Origin of the sequence: Caballeronia sp. NK8, assembly GCF_018408855.1 — a bacterium.
Lineage (GTDB): Bacteria > Pseudomonadota > Gammaproteobacteria > Burkholderiales > Burkholderiaceae > Caballeronia.
Genome location: NZ_AP024323.1, coordinates 1,479,662 through 1,492,200, shown reverse-complemented (window position 1 = coordinate 1,492,200; position 12,539 = coordinate 1,479,662). Strand labels below are relative to the sequence as shown.

The window sequence follows — 12,539 nt, the reverse complement described above, 5'->3', positions numbered from 1 at the left end:
GCGATGGTCAGGGTCGATGTTGCGAGCAAGGATACCGACAGGGGTGAACCGCGTCTATAGGGGCGGCTTCACCGTACTGGGGTGATGTCGGGCGAGTCGTCCAGACTCACTGCGGTGCGTTCCCGTAAACTCTCACCACTCACCCGTCGCGTCCATCTCATTTATTCAGCGCCCGTGCGGGTAAACGGATTGCACGAGTTTTGGCCCTGATCGTGATGATCCAACGCGGCTCCCGAAGAGTCTCACCTGAAAAAAATTTCGCTGGCTCGACGAGATGTGGCGCGTGAGATACAGCGCCAAAGCGGACGAAAATCGCGGGAGCCGCAGCTTCTGCGGTGCAAATCGGGCAACGCGCCGTCTCACTTGTCATCGGCAAACCGGGGAAATCCCGGAAAGTCTCACCCGAAGTCATTCAAAAGCACTCAGAACCCTATTCGGCGCGCCAACGTGCAGGCGTCCGCTCAGTATCTCGAGTCCCGCAAAGCCTCACCTTTGTCGGTTTTACGGACAATTGATTGCCTCCCGCAAAGCCTCACCTTAACTCTCGAAAGGATTCACCACTCCATGCGAACGCCTAAAAAAGCGCTGCCCGCCGGGCACTTATCTCGCTTTCTTCACGACGATCCGAGAGAGACCGATCCCGAAAAATCTCACCATCGGCGCTACGCCCGCTGTCGGCTCCGCTCCCGAATTTACTCACCTTTTCTCCAATCAACTCTGCCGGCTCCCGTCCATGTCGCTGTTTTAATTGATATTTCGTTCGCGAATAGCGTGTTTCAACTGCCGACGCCGGACGGTTGAACGATGCATTTCCCGAACTTGCTCACCTTCTCTTATGGTTCATCGACCACCAAACGGAATCGATAATTCATCCTCCGGCCCCCGAAAACCCTCACCTTTGACCGTAAAGGCAGCCGAATTGGAGCGGAACGAGAGCCATGAGTGGCCTTCGCAAAGCTAATCTGGCGGCATCTGCTCCCGCAAAGCCTCACCATTGGCGCCAAACACGGCCAAAACAGGGTGTGACGGCGCTTCGACGCCCGAAAAGCCTCACCTTATACCCCGAACTTCTCCCGCGAAGTCTCACCATTCGGTAAAAACGACCTGATTTCAGTTCCAAAGCACAGGCGTCAGACCGCCCTGAACATTCTCACCATTAGCCGACGAGACGTCTGAAGGATGTTCCCGCCCAGCAATGGCTGGACGGTGCGATCCTCCCGAATTCCCTCACCTTGGCATTTCTGGTGCTTCCCGAACCCGCTCACGATTTCTCCCGTGAGTACTCACCAAGTTCCCCGAAGCTCATCACCCGTGTGTCCCGTAGAGTTTCACCATGCTTCCCGGACAAGCTCACCCAATAGCCCGCAGACCCTTACGCAGTAAGGGTTCCGCCGGGCGTTAACGGTTTTAACAAGGGTTCAAGGGTGTTTACTTCTAATACTCTCAAGCGGTGTCGTATTTCGCAGAAAACAAGGAAAAACACGCGAAACCCGTGAAACACCACCACCGGCATCCAGACGCGCTAAAATCTGCATGAAATCAGAAGCTTGTGAGCATATCCTGAGGATGTTTCACGAAAGGCCTTATGCTCACCAGGGCGAAATCAACAAACGGCGTAAGAACATCCGCAACACAACACAAAAAGCTTCTGACCGATGAAATCCGTAATGATCATCACGTAAAACGTTATGATTAGTATGTTGAACTGCTCATCAGCTCGTCATGGACCAGCCTATCCGCGATACCCTGCGTCAAGAAATCGAAACGATGCGAGCCTCGGGCGCCCGTCGGCAAGATCTCTCTCAGCACGCCTGCAAACGCCTTTTCTTCGATCTGGGCGTCCGTCCTTCCGTAACGACTGTCCGCGAACTTACGCAAACCGGCAGCGCGAGCGATATTCCTCGAGACATTGAAGCCTTCTGGGCCGGCCTGCGCTCGGCCGTGCGCGTACGCGTCGATGCTGGCGCGATGCCGGAGGCCTTGCAGGAACGCGCCGGCGAGCTTCTGGCGGCACTGTATGACGAGGCTCAAAAGCAAGCACGCTCTGCCTTGGACGAGGAAAAGTCGCGGCTCGACGCCGCCATCGAGACCGCACGCGCTCAAATTCGCGACGCGGACGCACGCCGCGAGGCAATCGAGCAGGCGCATCAGCGCGCGGAGGGACGCGCAGAAGCGGGCGCTGCGAGAATTGCAGCACTCGAGGCCGAACTCAAGGCCCTGCGCGCCCAGGGATCGGATGCGCAAGTCGGCTTGCGTGAAGTCATCGCTCGCTGGGAAAAGGAAAACGAGGCGCTATCCGAGCGCTTGCAGCAGGAGCGAGAGTCGGCGGCGCGACTCCGGGACCGCGTCGACGAATTGCAGGACGAACTGCGCCACAACGCCGAGCACTACGCCCAGCAGATCAAGGACGCGGTCAAGGAAGCAGAACGGCGCGTCCATCCGATGCTGGTCGAGCTCGACTCCTTGCGCGGCATGGCGGCCACGTATCAGGCGGGCGCACGCGAGGCGGGTCAGAAAGAATTTGATTTTATTCAACAACTTAGCGCGGCCCGAAGCCGCGCCGATCGCCTCGAGTCCCAAGTGCGTGCCCAGTCCGACGAAATCGACGCACTGGTTCGCGAGCGCGACGCACAGCGCGTTCAGTCCGGAGCCAGCGCGGAGGTTGGTGCGCTGGTTGCATCGCTTGCAGCGGAAGGACGCCTGAGCGCCGCCGAGATCGCCGGCCTGGGCACGCAACTCGACGCGCACGTTGTCGCGCCCGGCAGCTGTCCGGCGTGCGAACTCGGTGAACTGGAGTTGCAGCGTCACGAAGACGAGTACGAACTCTCCTGCCCGAACTGTGAGCGGACGTCGGGCGCGGTGTCGTCGAAGCTCGCCGCCATCGACGGATTCGTCCGATCCGCTCGCGTCAGTACATCGTGACCGGGCGACGCGGCCAACTTGCGATCAAAGGTGAGCGTTTTCGGGATCATCGATTGGACCCTGCGCGTCGGCATCCTGATTCGCGCTGACGCGCGCCCGAGCGATATCCCGCTCCCGTATTTGCTCACCCATCCATTCCTGCCACGCGCGATGCAGCCGGTGAACCGAGATCATCTGCTGGAATCCGAGCCACTGCCCGACGCGATCGGGGTCCGTTCCGTCTTCGAACAGCTCCGCCGCGTAGGTATTGCGCAGAGTTTGCGGACTCGCCCGCGCGACGCGCGAAGCGGCAATTCCCGAGGCGGCCACGACCGCGTCGATTGCACGCAGCATCGTCGCCTTGTGCATCGGGCGGCCTGAGGGCGCGGCCGGAAACAGCAGTTCGCCCGCGAGCTCCGCCGTCTTGCGCTCGCTGATCCAGTTGTCGAGCAACTCGACGGCGAACGGCGCGAGACGCGCCTGCCGGATCAGCAGCGGATTCGACGCGTCGACGGTGATGTACGGCGCGCCCGCCGCGTAGCAATCGACCTTCAACTGTGCTGCTTCGCCGGTTTTCACGCCGGCGCCCAGAAACACCGCAACCAGCGCCCGGTCGCGCCGCTCGCGCCAGCGCTGTCCGGCCGCAAGCGCGCCAACCGGCGAAAACAGATGCGCGACGAGCAGCGCGCGTTCGTCGTGAGTGAGAAAACCGGTCGGCTCGTTGTCGCGCGCTTTGCGCCACGCGGCGTTGCCGTCCTGCGCGATGAAGCGCGCCGGGTTCGTCGCCGCCGATTCCACTTCCCGCACGTGATCCAGCACGCGTTCGATCAGCCTCAGGTAGCGCATGCGCTGCGGACGACGAATATCCAGTTGCGCGACGAATTGCTCGATGACGGGGCGCTGCACGGTATGCAAGGTCGCGCGCTTCGCGGCGAGCCACTCGAGAAAATTGCCCCATTGCGCACGATAGACATCCGCCGATGACGCCCGGAACGACTGCTGGGCGAGCCATGCATCGAACGCGGCGTGCGGGTCCGCTTGCCAGTCGGCGCGCTGTTGGTCGAAGAGATCGGAAGTGTTCGGCATGGTGTCGGAAGGCGCCTTGCGCGCTGTATTGCACTGCGCACAGGGTCGGGCTTCGAACGCCTGTCGTCAAGCCATGGCGTTCGCCGAAGTGTCGATAACTGTCTTGCCGGGTGTGCATGTCGTCGCCTACTGTCGTCTATACGGCTTCCTTCCACCCGCAAACATGAAGCGCAAAGAGGAGTGAACGATGGCCCGGCAAACCTGGCAGGAACGCCGCGCGCACGGACGCGCCGCGCGCGAGCGCACGCCGCGCAGCGCACACGAGGCGATCGGCGATGTGGATCGCGATCCTATCGAACTCCTGCGAATGAGCAGCAAAGGCCGCGTCGACGCACTGATTCCATTGCGCTATGGACGCATGCTCGTGTCGCCGTTCACGTTCTACCGTGGCAGCGCGATTGTGCAAGCGCATGATCTGGCGGCGACCCCGGACAGCGGCATCGCCATCCAGATTTGCGGCGATTGCCACTTGTCCAACTTCGGCGGTTTCGCGACGCCCGAGCGTGCGCTCATCTTCGATCTCAACGACTTCGATGAAACCGCGCACGGACCGTGGGAGTGGGATCTGAAGCGCCTCGTCGCCAGCTTCACGATCGCCGGACGCCATCTGGGCCACGGCGATCTCGCCGCCGACGAGTTCGCGTTTTTCGCCGCGCGCAGCTATCAGACGCATCTGCGCGAGTACGCCGAAATGAGCGTGCTCGATCTCTGGTACGAGCGCATCACCTTCGACCGCATGTACGACACCGTACTGAGCGACGACGCCCGGCGGCGCATCAAGCGCGGCATCGAGCGCGCGTCGCGTCGCACGCACGAGACGATGCTGCCGAAGCTCGCCGATCGAACCGGCGACACATGGCGTATCCGCGATGCGCCGCCCGCGGTTTTCCACATTCGCGGCAAGCACACGCTGATCGACGGGAACGACACCTGGATGACGCTGAAACGCAGCCGCGAGGAGATTTTCGCGGCGCTGTTGCGCGACTATGTCGCGACGCTGACGCCGGAACGCGCGCGGCTGCTGGCGCAGTTCAGGTTTCAGGATGTCGCGTTCAAGGTCGTCGGCGTGGGCAGTGTCGGCACGCGCTGCCTCGTTTTGTTGCTGACCGACCACCACGACAGGCCGCTCTTCCTGCAAATGAAGGAAGCGTCGACGTCGGTGGTCGCGAGATACGCGAAACATACAAACGAGTCGGAACACGATGGCCAGCGCGTGGTTCACGGACAACGTCTGATGCAGGCGGCCACCGACCCGTTTCTCGGCTGGGCGACGGGCCCGCTCGGGCGCACGCTTTACATCCGCCAGCTGCGCGACATGAAGATTTCCGCTGAGATCGAAACCTACAGCGACGAAGCCTTTCGCGAATACGCCGCGCTGTGCGGCTGGGCCCTCGCGCGCGCCCACGCTAAATCGGGCGGTCTGGCGCTGGAAATTTCAGGCTATATCGGCAACAGCGATCGAATGGCCGAAGCGCTGGTGCGCTACGGACGCGGTTACGCGGACCAGGTGGAAAAGGACTACGAGGTGTTTCGCACGGCGTGTCGCGACGGCAAGCTTCAGGCACGTTCCGATGCGGACATGGCGGCCGACTTCGCGCCCTGATGCTATTCGACTGAATTCGCCTGGAAGTCGATGAAGCGGGGGCACGCGGGTCGGACCGCGTGCCGGGTGCAGGGCAGTCAGTGGGCGGCGATGGCGAGTTGCGGTCGGCCGTGTCGGGCGGCACGCTCGTAGGCGTCGACCGCGAAGGCGAACACGGCTGGCAAGGCGTCGGAGCAGGCGACGTCGACTACATCGTCCGTTTCGGGGAAATGAAAGTTATCGGGCCGCGCGAACAATTCGCGTAACGCGGGTTCATGCCGTCCGGCAAAACCCAGGTCCGCCACAGCCTCGGCCTCGATGGCATGCAGCAGCCGCCACGTCAGCGGCACGCCCTGGTCGATGTAACGCCCCGCTACTTGACGCGTGATGCGCTCGAGGTCGCGCACCGCACGGGAGAACTGCTTCCTGCTTAGATTTTCGCCGTTCGACTCCATGATTCACCCCTTCCCACCTGGTCTTATTGTACTGTACAAACATACAGTACTTGTTGCAATGAAAATAGCGTCGCGCTACTCGACCTGGGTGTATGTGCGATTCCGCCTACGTGCATTTCAGACATCCGCCGCTTTGCGTGCTGGCGAACGAAGCGCATCGTGGAACCATGCTTAGGAAATCTCCTGAGCGGAACGCGCAGACGCTTTCGGGCGTTCGTTCGAAGGCACTGCGCCACCACATAGCGTCGCAAACCACGGGAGAACTGAGATGAACAAGGATCAAGTAGAAGGCGTTGGCAAGCAGGTCAAGGGCAAGATCAACGAGGGCGTCGGGAAAATGACCGGGGACAAGGCTCAGGAAGCCAAGGGCGATTTGCAGCAGGCGGCCGGCAAAGTTCAAAAGGGCGTGGGTGATGCACGCGAAGACCTGAAGGACAGTGTCAAGAAGAACCCGTAACACGGGCATCACGGCAACGCGTAGGCGATGCCGCTTCGAACGGGACGCGCTGTTACATGCGTCCCGTTTTTCTTTGATGATGGGCGCTCGCGAGCGCCGACTTTCTGCGCATAAAGTCGGCAGCAGCGGCGCGGGCGCTGGGGGTCAGCGTTGACGGTCAGCCGTGAACGACCACCAGCAATGCTCGGGCATCGGCACGGCCCACATTGCGGATCGCGTGCGCTTCATCCGCTGCATAGCGCGCCGTTTCTCCAGCCTTGAGCCGCCGCGTTGTCCCCGAGGCCTCCACTTCAATCGATCCGTTCAGGACGGTGAGATGTTCGCGGGTGCGGGGTTCATGCGCGTTCGACGTGAGCGCCGCGCCCGATTGCAACGTGAGTTCGTACCACTCGAATTTGCCCGCGAGTTCTATCGGGCCCCACACGCGCAACTGATAGCCGCCGTTGTCGCCGCTCAGCGTGGGTATTTCGTGCGGTCCGGCGATGCGGATCGCCTCGACCGGTCTTTGTTGCGCGAACAACTGATCCAGACTGATGCCGAGCGCGTTGGTCAGTCTCCAGGCGACCGCGATGGTCGGATTGGCCTTGTCGCGCTCGATTTCCGACAACATCGACTTCGACACGCCGGCGGCCCGCGACAGATCGTCCAGCGTCAATCGTCTTTCATTGCGTAATCGTTGAATCGTTTCTCCGACGCGCGGCGGCGCCGCACCGGTCGCCGTGAAGTCGCCTGCTTTTCCTTCCGAACCCGTGCTTGCCATGAATCGACCAATCCCTTAAAGTGTTCGTCATATCGGAATTTGGTTCGATATATCGAACGTGTCCGATGCGATGGATGCACTATAACAGGGCTATGGGCCGCGTGCGCGAGCAACGGAGCGCGGATTGCAGCAGCAGGCCGAGAACAAGGATTACGATGAAAGATCGATACCTCTCCCATCTTCGCTCGACGCTCGACGAGATCCGCGCCGCGGGGTTCTATAAATCGGAGCGCGTGATCGCGAGTCCGCAGGCATCGGGCATTCGGCTCGCGAACGGCAGCGACGTGCTCAACTTCTGCGCGAACAACTACCTCGGACTGGCGGACGATCGTCGCCTCATCGAGGCTGCGAAGGCCGGTCTCGACGCCGACGGTTTCGGCATGGCGTCCGTGCGCTTCATCTGCGGCACGCAGACCGTCCACAAGGAACTCGAACACGCGATCGCGCAATTTCTTCAGACCGATGACGCGATCCTCTATTCGAGCTGCTTCGACGCGAACGGCGGTCTGTTCGAAACGCTGCTGAGCGAAGAAGACGCGATCATCAGCGACGAACTCAACCACGCCAGCATCATCGACGGTGTGCGCCTGTCGAAAGCGCGGCGCCTGCGCTACAAGAACAACGACCTCGCGGATCTCGAAGCCAGGTTGCAAGAAGCCGACGCCGCCGGCGCGCGCTTCAAGCTGATTGCGACTGACGGCGTTTTCTCGATGGACGGCATCATCGCCGACCTCGCGGGCATTTGCGATCTCGCCGATCGCTACGGCGCGCTCGTCATGGTCGATGACTCGCACGCTGTCGGTTTCATCGGCGGAAACGGACGCGGCACGCCGGAGCATTGCGGCGTGCTCGATCGCGTGGACATCATCACCGGAACGCTGGGCAAGGCACTCGGTGGCGCGTCGGGCGGTTATGTCGCTGCGCATCAGGAGATCATCGACTTGTTGCGCCAGCGCAGCCGGCCGTATCTTTTTTCGAACACGTTGGCGCCGAGCATCGCGGCGGCATCGCTGAAAGTGCTCGAACTGCTTGAGAGCGATGAAGGTGCGACCCTGCGCCAGCGCGTACGCGAAAACGGCGCGCACTTCCGCCGCGCGATGTCATCGCTCGGCTTTGATCTCGTTCCGGGTGAACATCCGATCATTCCGGTCATGCTTGGCGATGCGCAACTCGCCTCGAAGATGGCCGATGCGTTGCTCGAGGAAGGCGTCTATGTGATCGGCTTTTCCTACCCGGTGGTGCCCAAGGGACGCGCGCGCATCCGTACGCAGATGAGCGCGGCGCACACGGCCGAACAGATCGATCGCGCGGTCGATGCGTTCGCGCGCGTCGGCCGATCGCTCGGCGTCATCCGCTGAGCGCCACCGCAGACTTTATGCGCATAAAGCAAGGGGACCGGGCCACAAGTCCGCGTCCTTCGGAGCAGCACCACGAAGACCAAACGTCAGGATCAAACGCAATGAAAGCCCTCGCCAAACTCGAACGCGCACCCGGTCTCACGTTGACGCGCGTGAAGCGGCCCGAAGTCGGCCATAATGACGTCCTTATCCGAATCCGCAAGACTGCGATCTGCGGCACCGACATCCACATCTGGAAATGGGACGAATGGGCGCAGAAGACGATTCCCGTGCCGATGCATGTCGGTCATGAGTACGTCGGCGAGATCATGGAGATGGGGCAGGAAGTGCGCGGCTTCGCCATCGGCGATCGTGTGTCCGGCGAAGGCCATATCACCTGCGGGTTCTGTCGCAACTGTCGCGCGGGCCGTCGCCATCTGTGCCGCAACACGGTGGGCGTCGGCGTGAACCGCGAGGGTGCGTTCGCCGAATATCTCGTGATTCCCGCCTTCAACGCGTTCAAGATTCCGGCCGATATCTCCGATGACCTCGCCGCGATCTTCGATCCTTTCGGCAACGCGACGCACACCGCGCTCTCGTTCAACCTCGTCGGCGAGGATGTGCTGATCACCGGCGCGGGTCCTATCGGCGTGATGGCCGCGGCGATCGCGCGGCATGTCGGCGCGCGCAATGTCGTCATCACCGACGTGAACGACTACCGGCTCGAACTCGCGCGCAAGATGGGCGCGACGCGCGCGGTCAACGTGGCGAACGAAGATCTTCGCGACGTAATGAGCGAACTCGGCATGACCGAGGGCTTCGACGTCGGTCTGGAAATGTCCGGCGTGCCGAGCGCGTTCACGGCGATGCTCGAATCGATGAATCACGGCGGCAAGGTCGCGCTGCTCGGCATACCGCCGGCGCAAACGGCGATCGACTGGAATCAGGTGATTTTCAAGGGGCTCGAAATCAAAGGCATCTACGGACGCGAGATGTTCGAGACCTGGTACAAGATGGTCGCGATGCTGCAAAGCGGCCTGGACCTGTCGCCGATCCTGACGCACACCTTTCCCGTCGACGACTATCAGCGCGCATTCGACACGATGCTCTCGGGCGATAGCGGCAAGGTCATCCTCGACTGGACTGCGGTCGCAGCCTGAGCGGCGTCCGCTGGCGCTTTCGAAAATTCGGCCTGAATGGCGACGTGCACATCGTCGCCGACGGCCGGATACCACGTCGTCAATCCGAACTGCGCGCGGCTGAAATGTCCGTCGGCTGAAAAGCCCAGCGTTTCCTGCTTTGTCAGCGGGTTGACCGCGTGGCCGTTGAAAGTCACGTTGAGCGTGACTGGCTTAGTCGTCCCGCGTATCGTCAGATCGCCCGTCAACACGCCCTTGTCGTCTTCGGTGCGCTGGAAAGCCGTACTGGCGAAGACGATGTCCGGATAGCGCGCCACATCGAACATATCCGGCCCTTTCAGCATACGATCGAGCAACGGCACATTGGTATTGACGCTAGACGCATCGATGGTCGCGCGCACCGAGCTTCCGGACATGCCGTCCGCATTCCAGTCGAGCTGCGCCGTTGTCTTGTCGAATCGGATCACGAAGCGCGAATAGCGGAAATGATCGACGTCGAACGACACGTTCCAGTGATGCGGATCGAGCTGATAGTGCCCCGGCGGCACGCTCGCCTCGTTCGACGACACGCGATGCGTGACCACTTGTAGCGGCGTGCAAGCCGTCAGCGCGGCAGCAGCCAGAAACGAAACGACACGCTTATAAAACTTCATCGCGCTTTGCCTCAATTCCGAAAAGAGAAACTTCGACAAGTTTCGCCGAGAACGCAAAAGCGTGCGCGAGTCGTCACGCGCTTTTCGTCAGCACACACGAAAATGGCGCGATCAGGTAGAGTTCGCCTCGACCACCATCTCAAAAAAAGGCGTCATCGCGCACGCGCGTTGACCGAGAACATATGTGCACATGGCTGTCCCGTTTCCGAACTTTCCGCGCACGTTTATTGACGGCGGCTGCGCTGGCCGCGTCGGCCTGGATGCCTGCCGCACATGCGAGCTGGTGCGGCGACGGTCTGTGGCTCGACGCGATGGTCGCCTCGCATCACTTTCACCCGGACAAGGATTTCGAGCAGTTCAATCCCGGCATCGGCGTGGAATGCTGGGTCGCGCCGCAATGGGCAGTGACGGGCGGCTACTTTCGCAATTCGCTGTCGAAACCGTCGTTCTATGGCGGCGGCGTCTGGGGGCCGGACTTCCTTCACTGGCATTACATCAGGCTCGCCGTGATGGCCGGCCTGATCTCGGGTTACGACTACGGCAGTTACGGCATCGGGCATAACCATACGGTCGGACCCGTGGCCGCGCCGCTCATCATGCTCGAATACAAGCGCGTAGGCGCGAACATCATCCTGATTCCGCCGATTCCTTCGAGCGATCTGCCGTTCACGCTCGGCTTCATGCTCAGGGTGAAATTCTAGGTATTCCGAATCAAATCACCCCAACGCCCTTTCGAATCTCGGATCATTCAAATAAGCAACATTGAAGCGGCACCACGGCGACACGCTGTTCGCATGCGCCGCGAAGATCGTCCCCGGCGCGAGAATCACATGCTTGTCCAGCATCTCTTTCGCGAACGCGATGGAATCGTCGCGCCCCGGCAAACGCGCCCATAGATAAAGACTCTGGTCGCTGACCTTGAAGATGGTCGCGTTCAGACGCGTCAGCGCTTCGACGCCCGTCGCCGTCGCACGCTTGAGGCGGTCCTGCAAGCGATTCGTGTGGCGCAGGAAATGACCATCGCTCACGATCGCATCGAGCGTGCGCTCGCAATACTCACTGCTGCTCACATGCGTGAGCATCTTCACGTCGGCGAGATCGCTGGCGAGATCGGCATCGCAGGCGAGAAAGCCCACGCGCAGCGCAGCTGACACCGACTTAGAAAAGCTGCCGATATAAATCGTGCGACGCAACTGATCAAGCGCGCTGATGCGCGTGGCCGAGCGCGGCTTGAGATCGGCGAGGGCGTCGTTCTCGACCACGATCAGATCGTGCGCCTCCGCAAGTTGCAGGATGCGATGCGCCTTTGCCGCGCTGATGTCCGTCGCGGTCGGATTGTGTCCGACCGACTGCGTGAAAAAGAGCCGTGGCCGATGCGTCTTCAGGCATTCTTCGAGCGCGGCGATATCCGGCCCGTCGACACCGCGCGGCACGCCGACGATATTCGCGCCCGACAGCTTGAGCTTGCCGAACAGCGCGTAATAACCCGGATCGTCGACGAGCACGGTGTCGCCTGCGCGCACGAAGTAACGCACGACCATGTCCATCGCCTGATTCGCGCCGTGCGTGAGGACGATCTGCTGCGGCGCGGCTTCGATCTCGTAGCCGGCGAGCTTCTGCTGCAAATGCTGACGTAAAGGCAGATAGCCGAAACGGCTGCCATAGCGAAACAGCGACGCGACACCCGTTCGCACCACGCGCTGATGGAAGTGATCGAGCCGCGTTTCTTCGAGCCATGCGACCGGCGGAAAGCCTTCGCCGAGATTGAGAAAGTCCGGCTTGCTCTGCAACTGTTCGCGCATGAGCCACACGGAATCCATTGCGCGATCGAGCGTGGGCGCGTCTTCGTCGTGTGGTTGAGGCTTCACCACGCTCGCGACGTAAAAGCCCGCGCCGCGCCGAGGCTCGATGAGACCGTTCGCCGTCAGCGTGTCGAACGCGCTGATGACGGTGTTCTTCGAGCATCCATTGGCCTCAGCGTATTCCCTGATCGACGGGAGTTTGTCTCCCGCGCGCAGGACACCTTCGGTGATCTGTCTGGCGAGATTGTTCGCGAGTGTCGCCGACAGGCTCGGCTTCTCATGCCGCATCGTGTTGATCCGTTCTGAAAGTGACCCGGCCGTATTAGGTACAGTGCGCTCACTGTTTGCCGAAATTGTACCTTTGCAA

At 61.3% G+C, this 12,539-nt stretch carries 11 protein-coding genes; 6 read left to right on the top strand and 5 right to left on the bottom strand.

All coding sequences use genetic code 11. From position 1 onward, the window contains the following. Nucleotides 1–1,722 precede the first annotated feature (1,722 nt). Nucleotides 1,723–2,922 carry a DNA-binding protein gene (locus NK8_RS21580; protein ID WP_213229599.1) on the top strand — a complete coding sequence of 400 codons (1,200 nt, stop codon included), beginning with the start codon at nucleotides 1,723–1,725 and terminating at the stop codon, nucleotides 2,920–2,922. 24 nt (nucleotides 2,923–2,946) lie between these two features. On the opposite strand, the gene NK8_RS21575 is transcribed toward NK8_RS21580, so the two are convergent. Further along, the gene (locus NK8_RS21575; RefSeq protein WP_213229597.1) at nucleotides 2,947–3,987 is read right to left on the bottom strand and encodes a tyrosine-type recombinase/integrase; all 1,041 of its coding nucleotides are present in this window, start codon (nucleotides 3,985–3,987) and stop codon (nucleotides 2,947–2,949) included. Nucleotides 3,988–4,174: 187 nt separating this feature from the next. Between NK8_RS21575 and NK8_RS21570 the strand changes: the two genes are divergently transcribed. Continuing rightward, nucleotides 4,175–5,590 carry a DUF2252 domain-containing protein gene (locus tag NK8_RS21570; protein WP_213229595.1) on the top strand — a complete coding sequence of 472 codons (1,416 nt, stop codon included), beginning with the start codon at nucleotides 4,175–4,177 and terminating at the stop codon, nucleotides 5,588–5,590. Nucleotides 5,591–5,667: 77 nt separating this feature from the next. Here the strand turns inward: NK8_RS21570 and NK8_RS21565 are convergent, their stop codons facing one another. Next, a complete protein-coding gene (locus tag NK8_RS21565) occupies nucleotides 5,668–6,024 on the bottom strand; it encodes a DUF2471 family protein (RefSeq protein WP_162068180.1) in 357 nt (118 codons plus the stop codon). 268 nt (nucleotides 6,025–6,292) lie between these two features. Here NK8_RS21565 and NK8_RS21560 point away from each other — a divergent pair, with 268 nt between their 5' ends. After that, nucleotides 6,293–6,481, top strand: coding sequence for a CsbD family protein (locus NK8_RS21560; protein ID WP_061147643.1), 189 nt, complete (start codon nucleotides 6,293–6,295; stop codon nucleotides 6,479–6,481). 157 nt (nucleotides 6,482–6,638) lie between these two features. Here NK8_RS21560 and NK8_RS21555 read toward each other — a convergent pair whose 3' ends face one another. Beyond that, the gene (locus NK8_RS21555; RefSeq protein WP_213229593.1) at nucleotides 6,639–7,241 is read right to left on the bottom strand and encodes a helix-turn-helix domain-containing protein; all 603 of its coding nucleotides are present in this window, start codon (nucleotides 7,239–7,241) and stop codon (nucleotides 6,639–6,641) included. A gap of 155 nt (nucleotides 7,242–7,396) precedes the next feature. Between NK8_RS21555 and NK8_RS21550 the strand changes: the two genes are divergently transcribed. Both NK8_RS21550 and tdh read left to right on the top strand, forming a co-directional pair. Next, complete coding sequence (locus NK8_RS21550; protein ID WP_213229591.1) at nucleotides 7,397–8,599, top strand: glycine C-acetyltransferase; 1,203 nt, start codon at nucleotides 7,397–7,399, stop codon at nucleotides 8,597–8,599. 101 nt (nucleotides 8,600–8,700) lie between these two features. Beyond that, entirely contained in the window at nucleotides 8,701–9,738 is a 1,038-nt protein-coding gene (gene tdh / locus NK8_RS21545) for an L-threonine 3-dehydrogenase (RefSeq protein WP_213229589.1), read from the top strand. Here the strand turns inward: tdh and NK8_RS21540 are convergent. Further along, nucleotides 9,663–10,370 carry a YceI family protein gene (locus tag NK8_RS21540; RefSeq protein WP_225936302.1) on the bottom strand — a complete coding sequence of 236 codons (708 nt, stop codon included), beginning with the start codon at nucleotides 10,368–10,370 and terminating at the stop codon, nucleotides 9,663–9,665. The two genes, tdh and NK8_RS21540, sit on opposite strands and share 76 nt — an antisense overlap. Nucleotides 10,371–10,630: 260 nt before the next feature. Between NK8_RS21540 and NK8_RS21535 the strand changes: the two genes are divergently transcribed. Continuing rightward, on the top strand, nucleotides 10,631–11,071 hold the full coding sequence (locus NK8_RS21535) for a hypothetical protein (protein ID WP_225936301.1): 441 nt from the start codon (nucleotides 10,631–10,633) through the stop codon (nucleotides 11,069–11,071). A gap of 15 nt (nucleotides 11,072–11,086) precedes the next feature. On the opposite strand, the gene NK8_RS21530 is transcribed toward NK8_RS21535, so the two are convergent. Further along, nucleotides 11,087–12,460, bottom strand: coding sequence for a PLP-dependent aminotransferase family protein (locus NK8_RS21530; RefSeq protein WP_162068174.1), 1,374 nt, complete (start codon nucleotides 12,458–12,460; stop codon nucleotides 11,087–11,089). Between the last annotated feature and the right edge of the window lie 79 nt (nucleotides 12,461–12,539).